This is a genomic window from Salimicrobium flavidum, assembly GCF_900156645.1.
Taxonomy (GTDB): Bacteria; Bacillota; Bacilli; order Bacillales; family Halobacillaceae; genus Salimicrobium; species Salimicrobium flavidum.
On sequence record NZ_FTOC01000006.1, the window covers coordinates 146505 to 169467 of the forward strand.

The 22963-nt window shown below is 44.9% G+C and carries 20 protein-coding genes, 1 tRNA gene and 2 pseudogenes; 9 read left to right on the forward strand and 14 right to left on the reverse strand.

All coding sequences use genetic code 11. From position 1 onward, the window contains the following. Window positions 1–13: 13 nt before the first annotated feature. Window positions 14–478 (reverse strand): divergent PAP2 family protein, encoded by a 465-nt coding sequence (locus BW944_RS09970; RefSeq protein WP_076559256.1) that lies wholly within the window; start codon window positions 476–478, stop codon window positions 14–16. A 143-nt stretch (window positions 479–621) separates the two neighbouring features. On the opposite strand from BW944_RS09970, the gene BW944_RS09975 reads away from it, so the two are divergent. Next, a complete protein-coding gene (locus tag BW944_RS09975; protein ID WP_076559258.1) occupies window positions 622–1023 on the forward strand; it encodes an RDD family protein in 402 nt (133 codons plus the stop codon). 18 nt (window positions 1024–1041) lie between these two features. Here BW944_RS09975 and BW944_RS09980 read toward each other — a convergent pair whose 3' ends face one another. The 4 genes from BW944_RS09980 to BW944_RS10000 form a co-directional block, all read right to left on the reverse strand. Continuing rightward, window positions 1042–1632: a hypothetical protein gene (locus BW944_RS09980; protein ID WP_076559260.1), complete on the reverse strand. Its 591-nt coding sequence runs from the start codon at window positions 1630–1632 to the stop codon at window positions 1042–1044. 318 nt (window positions 1633–1950) lie between these two features. Beyond that, a complete protein-coding gene (locus tag BW944_RS09985; protein ID WP_076559264.1) occupies window positions 1951–3183 on the reverse strand; it encodes a YeeE/YedE family protein in 1233 nt (410 codons plus the stop codon). Window positions 3184–3665: 482 nt separating this feature from the next. After that, window positions 3666–3893 (reverse strand): WYL domain-containing protein, encoded by a 228-nt coding sequence (locus BW944_RS15490; protein WP_076559266.1) that lies wholly within the window; start codon window positions 3891–3893, stop codon window positions 3666–3668. An 809-nt stretch (window positions 3894–4702) separates the two neighbouring features. Continuing rightward, window positions 4703–4775 (reverse strand) — tRNA-Ala (locus BW944_RS10000). A gap of 152 nt (window positions 4776–4927) precedes the next feature. On the opposite strand from BW944_RS10000, the gene BW944_RS10005 reads away from it, so the two are divergent. From BW944_RS10005 to BW944_RS10015, 3 genes are all read left to right on the forward strand, one after another. Continuing rightward, entirely contained in the window at window positions 4928–5353 is a 426-nt protein-coding gene (locus tag BW944_RS10005) for a DMT family transporter (RefSeq protein WP_076559270.1), read from the forward strand. A gap of 174 nt (window positions 5354–5527) precedes the next feature. Next, window positions 5528–6226, forward strand: coding sequence for a Crp/Fnr family transcriptional regulator (locus tag BW944_RS10010; RefSeq protein WP_076559272.1), 699 nt, complete (start codon window positions 5528–5530; stop codon window positions 6224–6226). Between the two features lie 12 nt (window positions 6227–6238). Beyond that, a complete protein-coding gene (locus BW944_RS10015; RefSeq protein WP_076559274.1) occupies window positions 6239–6730 on the forward strand; it encodes a DMT family transporter in 492 nt (163 codons plus the stop codon). Window positions 6731–6735: 5 nt separating this feature from the next. Here the strand turns inward: BW944_RS10015 and BW944_RS10020 are convergent, their stop codons facing one another. Then, entirely contained in the window at window positions 6736–8898 is a 2163-nt protein-coding gene (locus BW944_RS10020) for an ATP-dependent helicase (RefSeq protein ID WP_076559276.1), read from the reverse strand. Window positions 8899–9238: 340 nt separating this feature from the next. Here BW944_RS10020 and katG point away from each other — a divergent pair, with 340 nt between their 5' ends. Beyond that, complete coding sequence (katG, locus tag BW944_RS10025; RefSeq protein WP_076559278.1) at window positions 9239–11455, forward strand: catalase/peroxidase HPI; 2217 nt, start codon at window positions 9239–9241, stop codon at window positions 11453–11455. A 39-nt stretch (window positions 11456–11494) separates the two neighbouring features. Here the strand turns inward: katG and BW944_RS10030 are convergent, their stop codons facing one another. Continuing rightward, on the reverse strand, window positions 11495–12127 hold the full coding sequence (locus BW944_RS10030) for an RQC-minor-1 family DNA-binding protein (protein WP_076559280.1): 633 nt from the start codon (window positions 12125–12127) through the stop codon (window positions 11495–11497). Between the two features lie 185 nt (window positions 12128–12312). Here BW944_RS10030 and BW944_RS10035 point away from each other — a divergent pair, with 185 nt between their 5' ends. Beyond that, a complete protein-coding gene (locus tag BW944_RS10035; protein WP_076559282.1) occupies window positions 12313–13098 on the forward strand; it encodes an SDR family oxidoreductase in 786 nt (261 codons plus the stop codon). Window positions 13099–13308: 210 nt separating this feature from the next. Here the strand turns inward: BW944_RS10035 and BW944_RS10045 are convergent, their stop codons facing one another. After that, window positions 13309–13647 (reverse strand): hypothetical protein, encoded by a 339-nt coding sequence (locus tag BW944_RS10045; protein WP_076559285.1) that lies wholly within the window; start codon window positions 13645–13647, stop codon window positions 13309–13311. Between the two features lie 1178 nt (window positions 13648–14825). On the opposite strand from BW944_RS10045, the gene BW944_RS10050 reads away from it, so the two are divergent. After that, window positions 14826–15779, forward strand: a complete 954-nt coding sequence (locus BW944_RS10050) for a calcium/sodium antiporter (RefSeq protein WP_076559287.1) — start codon at window positions 14826–14828, stop codon at window positions 15777–15779. Window positions 15780–15881: 102 nt separating this feature from the next. Here BW944_RS10050 and BW944_RS10055 read toward each other — a convergent pair whose 3' ends face one another. The 5 genes from BW944_RS10055 to BW944_RS10075 all read right to left on the reverse strand — a co-directional run bounded on the left by BW944_RS10055 (window position 15882) and on the right by BW944_RS10075 (window position 20764). After that, window positions 15882–16580, reverse strand: a complete 699-nt coding sequence (locus tag BW944_RS10055) for an ABC transporter permease (protein WP_076559289.1) — start codon at window positions 16578–16580, stop codon at window positions 15882–15884. Continuing rightward, window positions 16580–17428 carry an ABC transporter ATP-binding protein gene (locus BW944_RS10060; protein WP_076559291.1) on the reverse strand — a complete coding sequence of 283 codons (849 nt, stop codon included), beginning with the start codon at window positions 17426–17428 and terminating at the stop codon, window positions 16580–16582. The genes BW944_RS10055 and BW944_RS10060 overlap by 1 nt, the downstream gene beginning before the upstream one ends. 199 nt (window positions 17429–17627) lie before the next feature. Continuing rightward, window positions 17628–18671 (reverse strand): LytTR family transcriptional regulator DNA-binding domain-containing protein, encoded by a 1044-nt coding sequence (locus BW944_RS10065; protein ID WP_076559293.1) that lies wholly within the window; start codon window positions 18669–18671, stop codon window positions 17628–17630. A 119-nt stretch (window positions 18672–18790) separates the two neighbouring features. After that, a complete protein-coding gene (locus BW944_RS10070; protein WP_076559295.1) occupies window positions 18791–19312 on the reverse strand; it encodes a GNAT family N-acetyltransferase in 522 nt (173 codons plus the stop codon). 168 nt (window positions 19313–19480) lie between these two features. Then, the gene (locus BW944_RS10075) at window positions 19481–20764 is read right to left on the reverse strand and encodes a hemolysin family protein (RefSeq protein WP_076559297.1); all 1284 of its coding nucleotides are present in this window, start codon (window positions 20762–20764) and stop codon (window positions 19481–19483) included. Between the two features lie 228 nt (window positions 20765–20992). Between BW944_RS10075 and BW944_RS15455 the strand changes: the two are divergent. Further along, a pseudogene (locus BW944_RS15455) lies at window positions 20993–21599 on the forward strand (sodium:calcium antiporter); the annotation flags it as partial. Window positions 21600–21623: 24 nt separating this feature from the next. Here the strand turns inward: BW944_RS15455 and BW944_RS10090 are convergent. Then, window positions 21624–22247: an NERD domain-containing protein gene (locus tag BW944_RS10090; protein WP_076559303.1), complete on the reverse strand. Its 624-nt coding sequence runs from the start codon at window positions 22245–22247 to the stop codon at window positions 21624–21626. A gap of 123 nt (window positions 22248–22370) precedes the next feature. Between BW944_RS10090 and BW944_RS10095 the strand changes: the two are divergent. Further along, a pseudogene (locus BW944_RS10095) lies at window positions 22371–22963 on the forward strand (ISL3 family transposase); the annotation flags it as partial.

Consider the following 22963-nt stretch of genomic DNA (forward strand, 5'->3'; position numbering starts at 1 on the left):
AGCCGGGTTCGCTTCATTGTTCTATTTTTGTGGAACACACACCGAGAATTCCTCCCAGTATCGCGCCTCCGAGTACTTCGAGAGGCTGATGGCCGAGAAGTTCCTTCAGCTCTTTTTCTCTTTCTACAAACTCAAGACTCGGAAAATCCGCGGAGATTTTGGAGAAACTATCTTCGAGCTCGTTCACAAGCTTCGCAATTTCGCCGGTATGTCGACGGATTCCTTGAGCATCATACATGACGATGACTCCGAAAACTACCGCCAGAGCCGTTTCTGTATGACGGGACCCTTTGTTTGCCGCTATGTAAGAAGCAAGAGAAGCTACTCCTGCCGAATGGGAACTCGGCATTCCTCCCGTCGTGGCGATTTGTTTGATATCCCACTCTCCGGTCTGTCTATAATACGTCCATATTTTCGCAGCCTGTGCGAGCCCTATGGAACTGAGAGCTGTAATGATCCCTCTATTCATTGGTTGCATCGTCCTTCACTCCTTCCTTCCTCATAGTTACCCGTAAGTTTCCCCCATTATGCTTTGAATCGATTTTTTTCATAAAATGAAACCAATACACCGGTAATTGCGTACCTATGAAGATACGATCAATTCTAAGGGAGGAAACATTGATGGAACCCATTACGAAAAAACGAACGTATGCTGTGCTTATTGATATGGCCCTATCCAACCTCGTCGTTGCCGGAGTGGAAGCGGCTATCAGAAAAAAGGTAAAGGTAAAAAACGAAGCTGTGCATAACCTCCTCAATCCTACACTGATCACGTGGGGGCTGGAATATGCTCAATTGAAATGCTGTTCTCAAACCGTCGGATACAAACTGATGGGGCTGAAACTAGAAAGTGAAGACGGCTCTCCCCTCACATCCAGTCAGATCATCCGCCGTATGGCTTACAGGGATTTCGCCAGCTCCATTTCCTATATGAAAGATAAAGAGAACTTTACCCAGGACGAAGGTAGAAGCCTGCCCCAGGACCGGTTCTCCCATACCATTGTCAAGACGAAAAGCACCTGAGATCCTTCAGGTGCTTTTTCAGTATAATTTCCTAACCATACCCTCGGCTGTAGGCGGGTCCACTTTATGGTCTTTCCTCCCCCAACGGAAGAAAACGATCACCAGCATGAGACCTCCAAGCACTTGCATTGCTCTCGCATACATCGTTATTTCAGAAGACAACTGATACTCATTCAAAAACATCACATACAGCCCCCAAAGTACCATATGAATGATAAGATAGACAGCGGACTTTGCGAAAGTAAGCCCGTGAAAACGACGAAACCCTTTTTCAAACAGGACCCGGAACAGACAAACAGCTACACCGAAAAGGACGAACGCAAAAGGAACCAGGACGAATACGGGGGCTCCCCGGATCCACAAAGCATCGAAAAGAACACCAGCTCCGAAAAAGAGAAAAAGAACGACGAAAGCGTAACGATTAAAACGATTCATTTTCCTGAGCAGGTAATGGAACCAATATTCCCGGCGGTTCACCCACACTACGAACCCGAGCGGCAGAATCACTTGCAGCATGCCTTTACCGATGACTCCGGTATAAGAATTAAAACAGGTGGCTATGCCTGAGAGAATGATCAGAATCAACAGTATTCTTACCGCCTTTTTCATTCCCACCCCTCCACGTTCATGGAATCCACAACGACCGTCTCCAATATAAGATGACTATTTCAAATATATTCCTCTTTTCCCCTCCCACCAAACCTTGATACCTGCTTATATTCTTCTTCTCAAGGAACTACTCGGTTTTCTTCAGCTCCTTGTTAGATTTGTGATTCGATATATTCTTCAACAGTTACAAAAAAACCTTCCCTTGTATCAAAGGAAGGTTCAGGTAGTTAAACACTGTCATGCCAAGGTTTTTCACTTATCTCATTTACGTTTATTGCCTACGGGATGGAGATCAGTTCCTTATGAAACAGCCCCTTTTTATTCCTCAATGCGTTTACCTTCCTCGTAATGATACAGCGGCAGTCGGTGGCTGATATAGTAGGCTGTGTACACTCCAAGAATAGCCATGACTAGCCATATCCACGCATGCAGACTGAACGAGGCGATACCGCTGAAATATGCCCCGATGTTGGCACCGAAGGAAATACTCGCTCCGTATCCCATCAGGCCACCACCCACCAGAGCGATTAAAGCGACCCGCAAAGGAATCCTCGAAAAGCGGATTTGGCGGTTCATCGCCAAGGTTACCACAGTCCCAAGAATTACACCGAAATTGATGATGCTCATGGAGTCCATCATGACGGGGTCACGTAGAGCCGAAAGTTGACCCTGTTCAACCCAGTATGTCCAGTCGCTCACATCCATTCCAAGATTCATGGCTATCTTCGACCCCCATAAAGCAAAAGCGGCTGTCAGCTTCCAGGGCTCTCCCTGCACGAGAAAGATGAGTGCGTTTAATACGGCCAGAATAACAGCACCTACCCACAGGGGCCAGGAGCCGAAAATGATCCGGCCCCAGCTTGCAGCTGAAGGCAGCGGCGGGAGCGCTGGAGGTCGCGTTCGCTTTTTATGCACATACGAGCCGAAAGCAATTAATGCGAGAAAAAAAATCTGCATCACCCACGCCCGTGTATAACCGATTCCCGTATCCACGGCCAGCGATACCGGCCCGAATGAAGGGAGGAACGTGTTCCAAAAGCCAAAATGGGCGGCTCCTGCCACTGCCCCCGTCAAAAAGCCGGTCACCGTACAGACCAAAGCGGTCCTCCCCCCTTCTGCTTCGTAAAAGGAAGAAGGAGCAAGGCCGCTGCCTATTTCCATGCCAAAGCCGAAAATGAACGCTCCTGCTATCAACCCTACGCTCACAGCGGAAAGCGCCGGTATCGGACCTGTTCCAAACAAAGCCGGGCTGATAATAAAAATAGCAGATGAAAAGGTCGATACGAGAATAAGCATCAACATGTGAGCCCGTAGCATTTCTGTGTTGCCTTTTTCAATAATCTGCCGATAGACGGCCGAGAAGCCGAAGCGGGCGTGGAAAAGGGAAAACCCTAGAAAAAAACCGATCCAGAGCAGAATGACATACTGCCAACCTGATACCTGATAAGAAATGAAGGAAAGCGTCACAGTGGCCAGCACACATAACATTGAAATAATGTTTTGTGGATTGCCCAAAATTGAACTTGCCTCTATTGTGCTTTTTTTATTCATTACCTGTCCCCTAACTGATATATACTAAGACCTTTCCGCTTTTCCCTTCTTCAGATACTTGCACACACTTATTGTGAAAAAACTGTTGAAGAAATGAAATCCGTGTAGGCGACAGGAGCAAGAATCCTATAATTCTCAGGAAAAGAAAGGCTGTCCACTTACTGCAGGAAATAATCATCACGACGATCATGACAATCACCACTGTGAACTCTCAAATGGTTGGCGCTTCAACGACCTTCGCCATCCGGGGCTTGAACCACAGATTCCCTTCCCATGCCGGGCTCGAACCGGCGACCTCATGGCTTCCACACACGAGACCCACTTAGAAACGCGTCGGATTAAATTAGATAAATGCTGATATGACAAGTTTTTTTGCATGCCTCTTTTGGTGGAGTCGGTTTGAATATTATGGTTGTTATCCAAGTCTGCCAACAATTCGCCAACAAGTTGTGAACAAAAAAAGAGCAATTACAGTAATTGCTCTACCTGCTTTGCTTATTTGCTTTTCTATCCTTGCACGGATAAGCCGCCAGGATATTATCACGTTTAAACAATCTTACTTGTTTTCTCCAGTAACAATATGCCAGGAGGGTTTCTTCTTGAACTGAGACTACCCTTAAAGTCCTTTGCGTCATTCCCCCTCCACTATCCATGTATACCATTTCGACCTTCTGTTTGCCTGTGAGTGCGCGCTCCAAGACTCCATTCATGCTTATCCCTCCCGCTTATATATATACGAACATTTGTTCTGGTTATACCATGCCTGGACCAGCATCATCAAGCAGCTCTCTGTCTCTTAATCTTATTAGTCACCCAGTTATTAATCACGCAACGAATTCTCAATCTGCTTTTTGTTCATAACAGCCACTCCTCTTATATATATTCCACCTCTGACGTCTCTTCTTATGAATGTAATGTTGTTACATTGAGACTCTTGAATCTTTTGTAGTTGTGCACACTTTCTTTATATATACAGCACACTCACGATGACTGTGATTTAATTTCAGCAATAAGAAATAAACAAAGAACACAAACTACAGTTGCATGTTCACAACTAATAGTCAGTGCTCTCAGTTATTCCGATAAGCTTATGTACTTTTAGGATTCAATTTTCCGTAGATATCTAAAAGTGTAAATAGAAGTGGCCAAAGATAACCCTACTACAAGTATAATCCAAAAAATTTGTGGAAGTAAATTAGAAACTGAAAACAACATGTTAAATAGAGGTTTTACTAAAGCACTAAAAAGAAAAAAGTTAGCGATGAGGTTTACAATAAAAAGAATATTTACCATATAATATTTACACTCCTTCCAACTATCCAACTAAGAGCAAGACATTCGAGCACGAGAATCACTTCTGATATCTATGGTCATATATCAAAAAAACGAGAGAAACAAACAGCAGAGCAGTTCGACAAATTTAACCCGGCGAAAAAATTCGCCAACAACTCACTGATTTTCTCTCGTCACATTAAGTCTACACATAACAAAACCCCTTGCGGCGCAAGGGGTTTACGAGTGGAGCATGCCGGGCTCGAACCGGCGACCTCATGGCTGCCAGCCATGCGCTCTCCCAACTGAGCTAATGCCCCGTAATTAAAATTTCGACACTAATCATTATAATCGTCCCTCCTCTATTTGACAAGAAGAAATTTCAGGCTCTTTTCACTTTTAGGACATATGTCCTTTTCTATTATAGGATTCTGTTATTAAATGGTATAAGATAAGAAGGAGGAACGGTTATATGAAAGGAATACTATTTGCGATCATCGCAGGCCTCAGCATCACGATGCAGGGCATTTTCAATTCCAGCATGAGCCAGGTGATCAGCGGCTGGCACACGACGGTGATCGTCCACCTCGTCGGCTTCGCGATCGCGCTCATCGTCTATACACTCACGCGGGACGGAGACATAAGAAACATCACTTCCATCCGCCCGTTGTACATTACCGGCGGTACGTTCGGAGTCATCGTCATCTTTTCGGAACTGGTCGCTTTCAATGAGCTCGGGCCCGCTTCCGCGATCGCCATTTTACTCGTCGCCCAGCTGCTTGCAGCATTCATCGTGGAGCTGAAAGGCTGGTTCGAAGAGAAGAAGCTCCAGGTCAAAGGCTATCAGCTTGCCGGAGTGGCCCTGATGATTACAGGAGTTGTCCTATTTAAGCTATAGCCAAGTTTTTCATCGGAACGGAAGGTGGAGACGCCTGCGGGAATAGCATGAACCGAAAATCACCCGAAACGACCTATGGGAGGTTCGGGAAGTTGAGGCCATGCCCGCGGCAAGCTTCCACCTGAAAAGACGATGAAAAGTTAACAGAGTCAAACTTGTAAGGTGGAATCCAAAATGAAAAAAGTCTCAGATGCTCCCCGTTTCAAAGAATACCTATCGAAGTTCGGTTTTGACAAAACATTCTCCCCATCGTCCGTAGCGTCCATGGAGTTATACGACATGACCCAGGGAGAAGTTCTTTGGGAAAAAGAAGACACCCTGGAGCACCTGTATTTTCTCGTCGAAGGGAAAATCAAAATCCATACGACCTCCCCGGAAGGAAAAGGGCTCATCCTCCGCTTCAAAGACCCGCTCGCGGTGATCGGAGACGTGGAGTATGTAAAGGGTACAGAAGTCTTCCATACCGTGGAAGCGGTGACGGACGGTTATTTTCTCGTCATCCCTTTCCGACAGCTGAAACAGGAAGAACAGGAAAATACGGCCTTCTTACACTTCCTTCTCGATGTCATCACACATAAATTCTATACAGAAGCGCACGCATCGACGCTCAATATGCTTCATGACGTCGATGTGCGGCTCGCCAGCTACCTTCTCAGCCTGACTGATGACGGGAAAGGGTCGATGTTCCACGAAGAGATGCGTACCGAAACGCTCAAGGAAACCGCTGAAGTCATCGGCACCAGTTACCGTCATCTGAACCGCGTCCTGCGGGATTTTCAGAACGAAGGCATACTCGAGAAGCATCGAGGCATCATCAAAATCAAAAATATCGATTTGCTCCGCACGAAAGCGGAAGGAAATATTTACGAATAAGGAGGCTTACCCATGATCGGAGTATTATTTTCCATTCTCGCCGGAGTACTGATCAGTACCCAAAACATTTTCAACACACGCATGAGCGGTAAAATAGGCTCGTGGGGAACGACGACGGTCGTTCTCGGCCTCGGACTCGTCGCTTCTCTCATCGTATTCTTCATCGTCGATGATACTCCGCTTTTCGCCTTGGGAGGTATCAACCCCATCTTTCTATTCAGCGGCGTTTTCGGAGTGACGCTCGTCTACTGTCTGATGCGCGGCATGGCGATTTTAGGACCGGCCTATACCGTATCGATCACCATGGTCTCGCAACTCGCGGTCGCCTCGGTCGTCGACACGTTCGGACTGTTCCACTTCGAACCGGTGCCTTTTACCTGGACGAAAGCTCTCGGCCTATCCATCCTGGTCGTCGGCATTCTCGTATTCAAGCTCGGCCACCGCCTACCGGTGTTCCAAAAGAGAACAAAAAGCGAAGAAGCATATGTACAGGAAGCGAGATGACAACATCACGCTTCCTGTTTTTCTTTGGAAAGAAGTCCCCTCTCGACACACGTTTCCAGAAGAAGCTCTTTGTACCCGACGTCCTCAAAATGAATCACGATCAAATCACCGCTGTACTCCATAAGTGTTCCGCGACCAAAAGTCTTGTGGATGATGGGAGTACCGGGGTCCATCCCTTCAAAAGAAGAAGTATCCACTTTGTTCTCTTTCTCTTTATGATTCGTTTTTTTCGTCCCCGTAATGGCGCGCACATTGTGCACAAACGTTGATTCTTTCACCCGTTCATTCCCGAGATAATGATAAGTAAGCAACTCGAGGCGGGAGCGGGCCCGGGTCATCCCGACGTAGAACAGACGGGCCGCTTCTTCCATCGTTTCCCGCTCCCCGTCGCGATAATCTTCGATGTCATCGTTCGACGGAATGATGCCGTCCACGAGATCGATCATATACACCGAATCGAACTCCAGCCCCTTCGCGCTGTGGAATGTCGTCAGCGTCAGCGAACTTTCTCTGGAGTGGGCGCTCTTCACAAGTTCCTCCAGCTCCCTCAAACGGAACGCAAAGTCTTTCAGAGAGTCACAGCTCCCGGCGATACGGATGAGCACATCAAGCGTACCGAACAGCTGATCCGCACGGAATCCGAAGTTATCGACCATTTTCCGCAAAACCCGGTCATACCCGAGCTTTTCCCGTATGGTAATAATCGCCTGGTCGGGAGCCATGCCATTGATATCACGGAACGTCTGCTTCGCTTTCGGGATCGCCTTCTTCTGATATTCCTGGATATCCAGGTTCAGCAGCTGATCGAACAGCGATCCGTCCGTCTGCCTGTTCTTCAACAGAGTCATCTGCTTCTTCGAGATGTAGGCGTTGAATTTCGTATGGATCTTTTCTAAGATATCGATTCTGCTATCGTTGTAGGAAAACCGGAGAAAATTCAGGATGTCTTCGACGATCCAGTGTTTGAAGAACTTCGCCTCCGAATCTTTCATATAAAAATCGATACCGGCCCGGTCGAGCTGATCGACGAGTGGAATGACCGAAGAATGATTCCGATACAAAACGGCGACCTCTTCTTCGCCACGCTTCTCTCTGATCTGCCCGACGACGTAATCGAGCTGTTTCTCATCATTCTGGAACGTGTGGATATCAACGGCCTCCTGTGATTCGTTCGGGGTCGTCATCTCTTTCTCATAGCGGTCCACATTACGTTTGATGAACCGATTGGCGACGTGAACGATTTCCTGGGAGGAACGGTAATTTTCCGTCATCGTCAGCACCGTTGCATCGGGATAGGTCTTTTCAAACTGAAGAAGTTTGTCCACCTCAGCTCCGCGCCACCCGAAAATCGACTGGTCATCATCCGCGACGAGACAGATGTTATTGTCCGGAGCGGCCAGCATCTCGACGATTTCGTGCTGGACGACAGAGTTGTCCTGACTTTCATCTGTCAGCACGTAATCGAACCGCTCCTGGTACTTCTTCAGCATTTCTTCGTTCTCGCGGAGGATTTCATGCCCGAACGTCAGCATATCATCGAAATCGAGAAGCGTGACCTCGGCTTCTGTCTGTTTGAAAGATTCATAGGCCTTGAACACTTCAGGCGCGTTCTTCGCCTGACAGGATACCTTCTCCAATTCTTTCCCTTCGAGCATCCGGTTTTTCACCAGGCTGATGAAGCTCATCAGATCGTCCATCTCTTCCTCTGTCGGTTGCGCACCGTTCACGTCTTCGTACACCTTTTTCAGAATGAAGGTCTTGTGGAGAGGAAGGCCATTCGCCAGTCTTCCTTTATTCCCTCCTCCTTCGATCAGTTGATAAGGAATCTTTTCACGGGACATGAACTCCCGGACCACTTTGTAAGCGAAACTGTGAATCGTCGAGAACGATACCCGCTCGTCGGACCATCCGGAAAAGTAATCATCGAAGCGCCTGGACATATCACGGGCTGAAGCTTTACTGAACGTGACGGCCATGATTCTATCCGGGCTCACCCGCTTCTCGAACAGCAGATAAGCGATCTTCATATTCAGCGTCGTCGTCTTCCCGGACCCGGGAGAAGCGAGCAGAAGCAGAGGACCCTCTGTATGAAGGACAGCCTGTTGCTGGGATTCATTCAACTCTATACCTGTTTGCTCTTTCATTCTGTCGAAAAATGTATCAGACATACGGCTTCTCCTTTACTCTCTACATTTGAAACGTTCATCTTTCTGTTATACTCACTATCCTCCATCATATCACGTACGGGAAGCGGAGATATACACTTAAACCTGCGCTTCTTCCTCATTGAGAATATCCACAAAGGCTCCTGTTCAAAATTATCTTATATAAGTCATATTTGTTATAATTGAAACACGCTGGACTTTTCCAGTGTTCACCACGCATTCAAAACTCCATATTACCAATTATTCAAATTAACGCTTATCGCTTTCAATTCCGTGAATAATTTATTATAATTATAATCTGAGATTCATTATAATTATTCACCATAACTAAGGGGGAAGATGCATGGATAAGAACGAAGTGCACGAAAGCAAAGCAGGCGCCGGACAATGTCCGGTAACAGGAGATAAATCTTCTGAAGAAACTGCGATTACAACAGGAAAAACAGGTACGAAAAACAAAGACTGGTGGCCCAACCAGCTCAACCTTGAAATTCTTCATCAACATGACAAGAAACCGAATCCGATGGGCGAAGATTTCGATTACCGGGAAGAGTTCCGGAAACTCGATTACAACGCTCTGAAACAGGACCTTCATACCCTGATGACAGACAGCCAGGAATTCTGGCCTGCCGATTACGGTCATTATGGTCCCCTCTTCATCCGTATGTCCTGGCACGCAGCCGGTACATACCGTACAGGCGATGGTCGCGGCGGCGGCGCTTCCGGGAACCAGCGTTTCGCTCCACTGAACAGCTGGCCGGATAACGTCAACCTCGACAAAGCTCGTCGCCTGCTGTGGCCGATCAAACAGAAGTACGGCAACAAAATTTCCTGGGCGGACCTTCTCGTTCTTACAGGAAACGTAGCGCTTGAATCCATGGGCGTGAAGACATTCGGTTTCGCCGGTGGTCGTGAAGACATCTGGCATCCGGAAGAAGACGTCTATTGGGGCAGCGAGAGAGAATGGCTCGAAGACAACCGTTATTCCGGAGACCGTGAACTAGAGAATCCGCTTGCGGCTGTTCAGATGGGTCTTATCTACGTAAACCCTGAAGGACCGAACGGAAAACCCGACCCGCTTGCGAGCGCTCATGATATCCGTGAAACATTCGGACGTATGGGAATGAACGACGAAGAAACCGTCGCACTTATCGCAGGTGGCCACACCTTCGGTAAAGGACACGGCGCCGGTGACCCGGAAGCACACGTAGGAGAAGCTCCGGAAGCTGCGGACATCGAAGATCAGGGACTCGGATGGCAGAGCACCCACGGAAGCGGGAAAGGCCGTGACACGATTTCCAGTGGTGTAGACGGCGCATGGACAGCGACCCCTACCCAGTGGGACAACGGGTACTACGACCTTCTTCTCGGCTATGAATGGGAGCTTACGGAAAGCCGCGCCGGCGCTTATCAGTGGAGACCCGTGAATCCGAAAGAAGAGGATCTGGCTCCTGATGCTGAAGATTCGAACATCAAAGTGGAAACGATGATGACGACAGCTGATATGGCGCTACGGGAAGATCCGACTTATGCAAGAATCTCCCGTTACTATCATGAGAACCTTCAGGAATTCCATGACGCTTTCTCCCGTGCCTGGTTCAAGCTTCTTCACCGTGACATGGGTCCTAAAGCAAGATACCTCGGACCTGAAGTACCGGATGAAGATCTGATTTGGCAGGACCCGGTTCCAGAAGGGAACTATGAATGGACCGAGTCGGAAATCAATGACCTGAAAACGAAAATCCTTAATACAGACCTTACAACGAGTGAACTCGTGAAAACTGCATGGGCTGCAGCAAGCACATACCGTGGTTCTGACATGCGTGGTGGCGCGAACGGTGCCCGCATCCGCCTTGCTCCTCAGAAAGACTGGGAAGTAAACGAGCCGGAGAACCTTCAGAAAGTGCTGGCGGTCTACGAAGACTTGCGCGCTAAATTCACAAAAGACATCAGCCTTGCGGACATGATCGTCCTCGGTGGTAGCGCAGCTGTTGAAAAAGCAGCGAAAGACGCGGGTGTCGATGTGAAAGTACCATTCGCACCAGGACGCGGCGATGCTACTCAGGAACAGACAGACGCAGAGAGCTTCGAAGTTCTCGAACCGATGGCGGACGGCTTCCGCAACTATGAGAAGAAAGCTTATACCCTGAGCCCGGAAGAACTTCTCGTAGACAAGTCTCAGCTTCTCGGCCTTACTGCGCCTGAAATGACTGTACTTGTCGGTGGTATGCGTACACTTGGCGCGAACTACCAGAACACGAACCACGGCGTATTCACAGACCGCGTTGGGACACTGACGAACGATTTCTTCGTCAACCTTCTCGATATGAATACTACGTGGGAACCGGTCAACTTCAACGAATATGAAGGACGCGACCGTCAGAGCGGTGAACTGAAACATATCGCGACACGCGTCGACCTTGTGTTCGGTTCCAACTCTGTACTTCGTTCCTACGGAGAGCTTTATGCTCAGGCAGATAACCAGGAGAAATTCGTGCGCGACTTCGTCGATGCATGGGTGAAGGTTATGAACGCCGACCGTTTCGACCTACAAAAATAATAGCTAACACTAAACCCTCCTGCTGCTACAGCGGGAGGGTTATTTTTCGTTAGACATCACATCATACCAGGGAGCACCTGCGAGAGCCTTGGAAACCTGCTCCTTTCTTTCTCTGAGAATCGTATCGTTGAAGGATTCCTCTCCTTCAAGAACCCGTATCGTTTTTTGGATCTCCGCACGTACTTTCTTGTAGTCGATTTCTTCCCACAACTGCAAATAAGGGATGTAGTCCCTCTTGCCCCTTTCTTTTATTTTCTCAAGCATCAGAAGAATCATCCTCCGATTCCTGTCTTTCAAATACGTCATATCGGGGTTTATCTTCCCTTCCAAAAGCCACACTTCCCACTCCTCGATCAGCTCATCGGCATACTGATCAGACTGGACAAGCCACCCTCTATCCGTAAAGACAAGGAGAGGCAGCCTCCCGAACTTTTCTGTTTCCAGAAAATCATGGCGGATCATCCAATTGATTTTCTTTTGCACTTCTTCCCATTTCATCCCTTTGTAAAAGCCATATCCTTTGTACTGATCCAGCCCGAATTCAAATATTTTCTTCTCTTTCGACCCCTTCAGCATCTTAGTCAGGAGCGTTTTCCCACCTTGAGCGATGAGTGGATCGGCTGCATGAAGGATATATCTGATTTCCTTTTCCGTTAAAGGAGGCATGCTCATTTCTTATTTCCCCTTTCTGAAAATGAATTGAATTACAACAAACCGGGCTCCCCGTTTAAATTCCCCAGAACATGGGAAAGAAAAATGTAGTTGTCTACTATTTTCCCTGATTAAAAGATTTCATGTCTCGGAAGCTGACAACCGATCACATGTAATAATCATTCCTTAAGGAGGAATAGCATACTATGAGTAAAACGATTTTCATTACCGGAGCCGGCACCGGCCTCGGAAAAGGAACAGCTATCGGTCTGGCCAAAAAAGGTCATCACGTAATCGCCGCCGTCGAAATCATGGCGCAGATCACCAGTCTCCGCGAAGAAGCGGAAGCGGCAGGTGTGAGTCTTGAAGTGATCAAACTCGATATCACCAATAAACGGGATCAGCAGTTGATCGATGACTACGACTATGACATTTTCGTCGCGAATGCGGCTATCGGTGAAGGCGGACCTATCGCCGAAATACCGGTCGACCGGGTACGTGACATTTTCGAAACGAACGTATTCAGCACGCTTGAAACCGCCCAGATCGCTGCCAATAAATTCGTGAATAAAAAGCAGGGCAAAATCATCTTTCTCAGCTCCATCGTCGGCGTAGTAGGTATGCCGTACCTCGCAGCCTATGCCTCCACGAAACACGCCATCGAAGCTTTCGCGAAAGCTATGAAAGCGGAGCTTGAGGAATTCAACGTGCAGGTAGCGACGATCAATCCAGGACCATTCGAAACAGGCTTCAACGACAGGATGTTTGAAGAAAGATTGAAATGGTATGATCCAAAAGAAAACTTCACTCCGGAAGAGTCGATGAGCGACCTGAAAGAATTGCTCGACAACCAGTACGACCCTGACGATATGATTGCGAAAATGGTCGAAGTGATCGAAGCGGATCATCATGCCTTCCGTACAGCCTATCCACAGGAGATCGAAGACCAGATGAAAGATGAAGAACAAAAAGCCTGGAACTCTCGCGTTTAGAAATGAAGTAGCCCCGAGACTGAAGCTGAAGAATATTCTTCGGCTTCAGCCTTTGTACTTTCGATTTTTCTTTCGTGAGGATATTAATAGTGCAGGGAATAAACAAGGCTATTCAACCCGGCAACCGTACTATTCTACGTTATTTACCTTCAGAATCTACAAAACCCTCCTGCTGAATCAGAAGGAGGGTTATTTTAATGCCTGAAATATCTACGCCTCGATTTTCCCGAGCTTCACCAGCCTGGCTTTAATCGATGCTTTCGTCCTTCCATGTGCTTCGGTCAGTTCAATAATGGATTGGCCTTTATCATAAGCTTCAGCCAGCAAGCCTTCTTCTTCTTCGTTCCAGGCTTTCCCTGCATTTGCAGGTAAAGCACCTTGACGTTTTTCGTACTTTTCTATTCTTTCTAACCCTTTCATCGCTAACAAAAGAGCTCTTACCGTATCCGGATGCTGATAAGGACTGTCCTCAGGAAATACCTCTCCTGTATAAGGATTAACACCATCACTCAAAAGAGAAATAATTTCGGTCGCTTTTCTCGTTTCCATTTCTTCATTCCTCTCGTAGGGAAGTTATAATCGGGGGATTTTCATGGAGGTGCATTAATAACTACTATTCGACAAAACCTGTTGAAACCCTTTTTTCTACCAGAGAGAAGGACTCAACAGGAAGATGAAGGGTTCTCCACAGTGAAATGTGTTGATTTCTTCTTCTAACGTATAATTCTTGTTTATTTCTAAGCCGGAGAGCCACGCTATATACGAATCCAGAGGTTAAAGTGATACATATTTGGGCAACTATAACTGTGCCTTTTCCGTGTTTTGATCAGGTTATTAATACCTTCAAGTCTAGCGTTCGTCACTTGTACTTGAAGTGATTCAGTATTTTCTCTTTTCACTTCAGAATAGTTTTCAAGATGTATCTGGTAGCGCTCGCCACTTTGAAAAGATAATGGTTCACCATTATTCCAGAGCTTTTTGCGTGTTTTATAACTCTTGGAACGATGCACTCCCGGAACTTCTGAAGCGCAACCCCCTGCTTTTTCAATTCGGGATTTTCTCCTCCCCCACCAAAGCCCCAGTATTAATTGTCACTTTTTCATCATACCCAAATTCTCTAAGATGAAAGTACAAAGTCATTGTTCCACTCCCAATAGTATTAATAAAATAGCCGCGGATGAAGTAAGAATAACTGAAAACGATAATATTATAGTAAGATAATTAATCTGTTCTGCATTTTTATATTTTCTATGCTCTTGCAACAAAAGATGAATGCATAGTAACAGAGGAAAAAAAGAAAAGATTAAAGTAAAATTCATTGGTACACCTTCCAATATTTTTTAGTTATGAACAATGATTTATTATTTTTATTTTTGATAGAACACCGAGTATCATTGTAATGATTCCTGGCATCGGAATCTCTGGCCACGGAACAAAATAGTTATCAGCACTATGCCGCCGTAATAATCAGGCATGTCATTAAATGAAAAAACAAGTATCAGGAATAGGCCTACCCACCCGAAGATCGTATCTTGTCTTCAGAATATCCCATATATCCCCTCTCTTAGTTTGATAAATAAAAACTCAGGCACATTTCCACCTCCTGTTTTTTGATACTCACTCTTAAAATGAAAATACAACATTATTGTACCTAAGACTTTTCTCCTGCAACAAATAAGGGTATGATTAAACGAGCTGAAAAATATAAAGGAGCTTGAGGAGCGACTATGGCATACATTTTACTGATTGTAGGGTTCGGTTTATTAATAAAAGGAGCTGATCTATTCGTCGATGGAGCATCCAATATCGCCAGGATTCTCCGTGTCCCCCCTATTCTGATAGGACTGACGATAGTAGCATTCGGTACGAGCTCACCCGAAGCGACTGTCAGCATCATCGCCGCTTTAGAGGGAAGTGCAGAAGTTTCCCTCGGGAACGTTGTCGGGAGTAATATCTTCAATATCACGCTGGTAGTAGGTAGTGCAGCTTTTCTTTACCCATTGGTAGTAGAGAGTGCCACAATCAAAAAAGAAATCCCGTTCACCATGCTCGCAAGCGTCGTCCTGCTCGTACTGATCAGCGACATGCTGTTGCAAGGGTTCAGTGACAACCTGCTCACCCGCAGCGACGGTCTCATCTTTTTATTGTTCTTATCCATTTTTATGTACTACGTTATCGAAATCGGATTGAAGAGCCGTAGAGATACGGAACATGAACCATCAACCAAAAGTATCAAACGCGGCAAGAACATCGCTTTGACGTTAGCCGGTCTGGCAGCCATCATTTTCGGAGGAGATCTGGTCGTGAATAACGGCACAGAGATCGCCTATGCCCTCGGTATGAGTGAAACGCTGGTCGGCTTGACTATCATCGCAATCGGGACTTCTCTGCCCGAGCTGGTGACGTCTATCTCCGCCGCATTGAAAAAAGAAAGCGGCATCGCGCTTGGAAACATTGTAGGGAGTAATATATTCAATATCTGGTTTGTGCTCGGTGCTTCCGCCGTGATCACACCTTTACCTGTGGCCGACAAAATTTTCACTGATGTGCTGATCATGATTGTGTTGAGTTTGCTGTTGTTCGTGTTTTCAAGAACGGATTATACGGTCGGGAAAAAAGAAGGTCTCTTCCTTATGGTTATGTATGTCGTTTATCTTGTTTATATTATTTTGAGGAACTGATATATAAAAGAGCAAGGGGCCCCTTGCTCTTTTTCAAGCTTCTGAAACTTGGGCTAACTGCCTTGAAATCCATGATACAGTTAGCATTTCCTTCCCTATCTTTTAATTAAAGCGCCTTTTCTTGAATATAAAGATAGTGAGTATCACAAGAGCTATCGCCCAGGTGGATAATACCAAGAAATGCTCACCGACCGCCTGACCGTTCTGTAACTGCAAAAGTAACTGTACGAATTGTTGATCCGGCAAATAGCCCGTCACATCAATAACCCACTCGGATTCAATCATCGTTTGAAAAATATCGCTCATACCAAAAACAAACAATACTGGAATGCCGATGACCGACGTTTCCATGACTGTACGAGAAACTAGACCAAGTATAGTCCCGATACTAATGAAAATAGTAAGACTGATAAGAATCGCTGCCGTAAAGAGCAATGTCTGATCAGGCATATTAATGTTTCCGATCAGGATAACCGCGACAATCATTATGATAGTTAAGATAGCGGAAAGTAGACTTTTCCCTATGAAAATCTCCGCCGTATTGAGTGGGGACATGAGCAGCCCTCTTAAAGTGTTCTTTTCTTTTTCTTCGGCAATGACAGACGCCTGGATAAATGCGCCTACAATGACCATTGAAATGGTAATCGGCATAAACATAGCCGGACTTTGAACCTCTTCCCTCTGGTTTATAGCAAAAGCTAAGAACAGCGGGATTACAGCAGTGGAAAGCATATACGCATTCTTCAGAAGATCCCGGTAATCTTTTATAACCACAGCTTGGATTCGTTTAGCGGATATCATCAGACCAACTCCTTCCCTGTTACAAGAGCGAATATATCACCTAAAGTCGGCTCGTTGGAATGGACTGAGGCGAGTTCTTGATTGGCGATAGCTTTCTTAATGTGCTCCGCTCCTTCACTATCGTTCCCGACAAGATGTTCTCTTCCATCTTTCAACAAAATCGTAATCGAAGAATTGGAGTGACTCACTCGCAGATCCCTCGGGGGTCCCTGCAGCTGAATGTGCCCTTTATTTAAAAAAGCGACACGATCACAAATTCTTTCCGCTTCATACATATCATGGGTAGTTAAGAAAATCGTCGTACCTTCTTCGTTTAGCCTTCGTAAAATACTGTGAATCCTCTCGGTGCTTACAGGATCTAAGGCTGACGTAGGCTCGTCCAGAAACAACAGTTCCGGCTTATGCAAAATCGTCCGTGCCAACTTCACCCGCTGCTTCATTCCTTTGGAGAGCTTGCTGACCAACTTAGATTCTTCCCCGGACAGCCCCACTTCATTCAGCACCTCTGCAATACGCTGATAATTTACATCATACAACTTACAATACAATCTTAAATTCGCTTCTACAGTCAACCGTTCATATAATCCGGTGTTATCCGTTAATACCCCAACCCGCTTCATCTGCTTTGGATCTTTCAACTTTTCAACAGAAGCCCCAAACACTTGGATATCTCCAGCCTGATACCCTTCCTGAGCCGTCAGTAGCATAAGTGTCGTTGTCTTACCAGACCCGCTCGGTCCTAAGAAGCCAAAAGTTTCGCCAGACTGGATGGAGAATGACAAATCATCCAATGCCCGCTCCCCACTAAATTCTTTATCAACGTTCGAGACATCAATAATATTGCTCATTTCCATTTCTCCTTTCGCAAGTGATTAATTTAAGTGTAAAAGGAATTTATCCTCACAGCATTAAATCAAGCATGAAAGGAGTGATTACTAGGCTGAGTGGAACTATGCTACTTTGAATGGAGCAACAAAAAGAATCAGCGGAGAAGCTTAAAATCTCCTTAAAACGACTTTTCCCTAATATTTCCCGGGAAATATCCACTTACATACGCAATACACTCTTCAAATCCTGTAGTTTCCCTTTTGATAATGGAATATTACTTTTGTGGAGATCATCGAGGATCAAGCTATAACTATTTTTTGTCCATGTCATCACTTCTCGAACCTTTTGTAAGTTGACAATATAGGAACGATGGCAACGGAAGAATCCAAACGGCTCCAGTCGCTCCGATAACTGTTGTAAAGTAATAGTACACGGAAACGCTTCCCCTTTCACATGCAGTTGAACCGTACCATCGACGCTTTCCACGTAATCTATCTCTGTAGGGTCGAAAAGAATTATTTTTTCTTTGACCTTTGCAGGAATTCTCTCCACCTGAACCTGGGAACTGATTTCAGACTCCTCACGATCATTCTCAGTCTCCATCTCTTCCTGCTCCTGCACATCCATTTTCTTTAACCCATTTTCATTCAAGCGATACACTTCATTGGTCATAATGACAGCGCTTTCCATATTGCTCGTTAAAATTAAAGTCGCTCCACCCTCATCTTTAAGTTCATTAATCATTCTACGCAGGATTACCTTACTCTCCAAATCAATGTTCTGATCAGGCTCTTCCAAAATGACCAGATCCGGCTTGTGTACGAAAGCTTTAGCGAAGGATAAACGCTTTCGTTCCGAGAAACTGAGGTTTTTGATTCTATAAGATTTCTTCCCAAATAAATTCACTTTATGTAATAGCTCATCAATATCCGCTTTCTTATCGTAAAGGCGCTGGTGAAACTTCAAATACTCATAAGGTGTGAGACGCTCATATATACCTTCCTCATGGAATACCACTCCAACACGATAACTATATCGATTCCAAGCCGCAGGAAAAAACTCATCTTCATCAAAAAAAACAATTCTCCCTGTGCCCGATTCTTGCCCGGTCAAGATGTGAAATAATACCTTCCCCACCACATGCTCGCATTGGATCGCTGTTACTTCGTTTTGATGAAGGTAAAAGTTGAAAGAACGAAACCATACTTTATCCCCTTCGACTTTGCTTACACCTTCTATTTTCAGGACGGTGCGATGTGCCATATCGATCACTCCAACGTTGAAATTTGTGCTCACTCTTCCACATTTCATTTTCTTGGGTAATCCAATCGAAAATTTGATAGTTTCACTTTGTATTCTGCTCTTGTTCCATTCCCCTCTAGTCACAAATATTTTTCTAACCGTATATCTGCCCACATTCTCTGCTTCCAGAATGTGAAATTATCAATACGGGCAATTTCCTTGTATCCCATACTCCGATAGAGTTTCAGTGCCTGCTCGTTGAATTCAAATACACCTATCTCTATCCGTTTCAATCCTTTTCTTCTGACTTCCTCTTCTATATAATTTATCGCCTGATACCCAATTCCTTTTCCTCTTGCCTCACGTTCACCGATCAAAATCCCCAACCATGCTGTATTATCTATTTGATGGAATAAATGGTCGGGGTTAACCATATAATCCATGATCCCGACCAGTTGATTGTCTAAGAATATTAAATAAATCTGTTTGTATTCCAACTGTTTTTTCAAGCCCGTCTGTGTGACTGTAATGCGAGAATCCAACTCTTCTTGATTTTTGTTAGGACGGATCAACGGGATTATAGCAGGATCGCTTTCCCACCGGTTAATTAAATCCACGGTAGCCTGAGAAGGTTCAGTCAATTTTTCAAAGCTAACATTCATTAGAAATTCATCTCCTGCCAGTATTAACTTTAAACCATGTTAGTGGAAGAATGCGTTTTTCAATTCAATTTTATCATACCTCTTTGTGATTATTGTGATCGAACAAAAAAAGCAGGGAGCCCCTGCTTTTTTATCTTTTCTTACCGTATATTTTGTAAGTTGAGTTCATTATTCCGGATTGTTTCTCGGATCTGAAGGTGACAACGTCTTCTCATGGTTCCTCTTAACTCTCACTCCGGAAATCATTCTACCATCGATTTCTTCAATCTTGAACGTCAATCCGGCGTATTCCACAGCGTCATGATCCCCTTCGCTTGGTATACGTCCGATTTGACCGATGATGAACCCGCTCAACGTTTCATATTCCTCTACTGGAAGATCGATATCAAAATAGTCCACGACTTCGTCCAGACTGATGCTTCCATTCACGTAGAAAGTGTTGTTGTCGATTTTTGTGATGTCGTTAATCACCTCATCGTACTCATCAAAGATTTCCCCTACCAGCTCTTCCAGGAGGTCTTCGAGAGTAATCATTCCATCCGTTCCACCTGACTCATCGATGACTATTCCAATATGAATGTTATTTCGCTGGAAGTCCTTGAATACTTCTGCCATTGTTTTGAAAGAAGGAGTGATATAAGGAGGTTTACAGAAATCCCTCAGATTGAAAGCCTCTGTATCGTCCGATTTATTTACATACTGGAAGAGATCCTTGGCATGCAGGATTCCGACGATGTTATCGATAGTATCTTTGTAGACAGGGAGCCTGGTATATTTTTCTTCGGTGACTACATCCATCACTTCTTCAAGGGTGCTATCGACATCCAGAGCTACTATATCTGTGCGGTGAGTCATCGCCTCACTGACTTTGGCAGTCTTCAGATTGATCGTGCCCTGTATGATCTTATTCTCTTTCTCCTCGAACACACCCTCTTCTGTACCCACATCAACCAACACGGATAACTCTTCCCTGCTCGTGGTAGTCGCTTCGTCTCCGGAATTTCTCGTAATCATCTTCGTGATAACCTCGGAAGCCAGTACTAATGGATAAGAAATTATTATCATATACTGTATGATTTGAGCAGCCGCAAGAGCTAATTGCTTCCAGTACTTTGCGCCCAGAGTCTTCGGGATAATCTCAGAGAACACAAGGATAAGTATAGTAAGAACAGCTGAAATCACACCGAAGTAAGCTTCGCCGAATACTTTGGTCGCTTGCGCACCGACACCGGCAGCACCTACCGTATGGGCAATGGTATTAAGAGTCAAAATTGCGGAAAGGGGGCGGTCCACATTTTTCTTGAGCGCTCTCAACAGATGAGCTCGTTTATACCCTTCCTCCGCTTTCACGTTCATGTAGGAAGGAGTTACGGAAAGAAAAACAGCTTCCAATACAGAACATAAAAAAGAAACACCTAAAGCTAAAAACAAATATAAAATCAAGAGTGTCATAAGATGGGCCAGCCTCTTTCTGAATTATTCAGTAATATATAGTAGAAATCCATTCACCATAGTAACAAAAATTATATCATACCCATTTACGTATTTATAGATAGGTGAACCAAGCGAAGGATCTATTCAGAATTTGAGTTTTACTTATGTCATATGTATTATTACTTGTTGAGTCCGGCCATTAATAAAAGAAGCTGACTATCTTTCTCGATGGAATTCTCAATTTTTCAGAACAATGTGGCAGTATCCCTTAGTAAAGTGGTAGTAAGTAATATTTTCAACGTTACGTTAGTGATAGGGGGATCAGCCTTCCTCTATCCTTTGGTGGTAAAGAGCGAAACCATCAAAAAAGAAATCCCCTTCACCCTGCTGGCAAGCGTGGCCCTGCTCGTACTGGTCAGTGGCATGGCATTGCAGGGGTTGAATGAAAATCTACTCACACGGAGTGACAGGATCATCTTCTAATTGTTTTTTTCTATGTTTTATGTACTACGTGATTGAAATCGGTTTGAAAAGCCGGAAAGAAACCGCTCGTGAACCAAGCGCTTTCTCTCCTAAACTCGTGACCTCCATCTCCGCTGCATTGAAAAAAGAAAGCGGCATCTCACTCGGAAACATTGTGGGTAGTAACATCTTCAATATATTGTTAGTACTTGTTGCTTCAGCTGGAATCACGACATTATCTATGAACGATAAAATTTTCACTGATGTACTGAGCATGATTGTGTTGAGTTTGTTGTTATTCGTCTTCTCAAGGATGAATCATACCGTCGGGAAAAGAGAAGGTTTGCTTCTTGTGGTAACGTATGTTGTTTATATAATTTTGAGGAACTAATTTATTCACTTTCTCATAGATACTCTATATCTGTTGGAAGAAACCCTGAACATTTGTGTAATTAAGAGAACGATATGGTACCCCCTCATAGCTACTAGATATAGAAAAATTATTTGTTACAAATAAGCCTTCCACTTCATAATTTTCACAGTTAGGTTCTTTAATACCGAATTCATTCGACAAAATGACAGCTAAGTTTCTTTCAACAAATTGGATTTTATTATTTAATTTTTTAGAGAATTCACCTTTGAATCTATTCACTTCGCTTCGAATTATTTTATAATCACTTTTAAAAAGAAAGTTTTTACATTCAACTACAAACAACTTGTTAGCTTTTAACACAAGTAAATCAATTTCGTTTGGAGAGACTATATCAGTGTAGATGATTTTTTCTAATGAATGTTTTGTTGCAATTCCCTCAACCTTTAAGAGTCTTGATTCAACTGCTTTCTCAAAATCAATTTCAATTTTATGTAGTATTTTAGTTGCTCTAACCTCTAGGTCCCTATTATAAAAATCTCTATTGTAAATTCTTTTCTTTATTTGAGCTAAAGTTTCAATCAAAACATTGTCTGAAAAAACATATAATGTATTTGTTAGTTGTATAATACATCGTCTAGTTACCCTAGAATCTCTATAAATTCCCATAAACTCCCTTATATTAAAGGGTTTGGCTCTCCCTAATCAAGTGTGCTTGACATTGAAAAAAGCAGAATCTTCCTCTAATGTTTAAAGTACCAACCCAAAACATCGATAGAGAGGAAGATCTGCTTGTATAAACAGTTTACTACAGATGTCCTGCACCTACCAACCTTTACATTGAATGATGAGGGAGAACGTGTGGAAGATGGCTGGATTCTCGGCGTCGAACCGAAGCCCCAGAGTCATCTCTGCCCGTTATGCTTCCAGGAAAGTACCAACCATGCTAGAAACAAACATCGTATCCTGCGTCATGCCTGGGTTTCCACCCAGGAAACCATCTACATCCGTGTTCCGGTACATCGCCAGCGTTGTGAGGACTGCGGCATCACCTGGACGGTCAAATGGCCGGAGATTCCGGTGCGTGGGAACGTGACGGTCCATTTCAAACAGATGATTGCCAGGAGATGCATCGGCCAGTCCTTCGAGGCGGTATCCCGGGACCTGGCTGTGCCTCCGTCGACCGTGGCTTCCTGGTTCTACACTTATGCGGAAGAGACCTTGGCGCATCCAGCTGATTACGAAGCACCGACAGCGCTGTGCATGGATGAGTTCGCTCATAAACGTGGCCACAGCTACAGTGTCGCTCTTCAGGACGCACATACGGGCCACGTGTGGCAGACGCACCCGGGAAAGAGCCGGGAGCGTATCCAGGAAGGGCTGCG

Coding starts and splice junctions, on each gene's coding strand:
- BW944_RS10020 (WP_076559276.1), bottom strand. CDS start 8,898: ATGTCTGATACATTTTTCGACAGAATGAAAGAGCAAACAGGTATAGAG.
- BW944_RS10030 (WP_076559280.1), bottom strand. CDS start 12,127: ATGAGCATGCCTCCTTTAACGGAAAAGGAAATCAGATATATCCTTCAT.
- BW944_RS10060 (WP_076559291.1), bottom strand. CDS start 17,428: ATGAGCAATATTATTGATGTCTCGAACGTTGATAAAGAATTTAGTGGG.
- BW944_RS10015 (WP_076559274.1), top strand. CDS start 6,239: ATGATCGGAGTATTATTTTCCATTCTCGCCGGAGTACTGATCAGTACC.
- BW944_RS10090 (WP_076559303.1), bottom strand. CDS start 22,247: ATGGGAATTTATAGAGATTCTAGGGTAACTAGACGATGTATTATACAA.
- BW944_RS09975 (WP_076559258.1), top strand. CDS start 622: ATGGAACCCATTACGAAAAAACGAACGTATGCTGTGCTTATTGATATG.
- BW944_RS10035 (WP_076559282.1), top strand. CDS start 12,313: ATGAGTAAAACGATTTTCATTACCGGAGCCGGCACCGGCCTCGGAAAA.
- BW944_RS10070 (WP_076559295.1), bottom strand. CDS start 19,312: ATGAATGTTAGCTTTGAAAAATTGACTGAACCTTCTCAGGCTACCGTG.
- BW944_RS09970 (WP_076559256.1), bottom strand. CDS start 478: ATGCAACCAATGAATAGAGGGATCATTACAGCTCTCAGTTCCATAGGG.
- BW944_RS09985 (WP_076559264.1), bottom strand. CDS start 3,183: ATGAATAAAAAAAGCACAATAGAGGCAAGTTCAATTTTGGGCAATCCA.
- BW944_RS10055 (WP_076559289.1), bottom strand. CDS start 16,580: ATGATATCCGCTAAACGAATCCAAGCTGTGGTTATAAAAGATTACCGG.
- BW944_RS10050 (WP_076559287.1), top strand. CDS start 14,826: ATGGCATACATTTTACTGATTGTAGGGTTCGGTTTATTAATAAAAGGA.
- BW944_RS09980 (WP_076559260.1), bottom strand. CDS start 1,632: ATGAAAAAGGCGGTAAGAATACTGTTGATTCTGATCATTCTCTCAGGC.
- katG (WP_076559278.1), top strand. CDS start 9,239: ATGGATAAGAACGAAGTGCACGAAAGCAAAGCAGGCGCCGGACAATGT.
- BW944_RS10075 (WP_076559297.1), bottom strand. CDS start 20,764: ATGACACTCTTGATTTTATATTTGTTTTTAGCTTTAGGTGTTTCTTTT.
- BW944_RS10065 (WP_076559293.1), bottom strand. CDS start 18,671: ATGGCACATCGCACCGTCCTGAAAATAGAAGGTGTAAGCAAAGTCGAA.
- BW944_RS10010 (WP_076559272.1), top strand. CDS start 5,528: ATGAAAAAAGTCTCAGATGCTCCCCGTTTCAAAGAATACCTATCGAAG.
- BW944_RS10045 (WP_076559285.1), bottom strand. CDS start 13,647: ATGGAAACGAGAAAAGCGACCGAAATTATTTCTCTTTTGAGTGATGGT.
- BW944_RS10005 (WP_076559270.1), top strand. CDS start 4,928: ATGAAAGGAATACTATTTGCGATCATCGCAGGCCTCAGCATCACGATG.
- BW944_RS15490 (WP_076559266.1), bottom strand. CDS start 3,893: ATGAATGGAGTCTTGGAGCGCGCACTCACAGGCAAACAGAAGGTCGAA.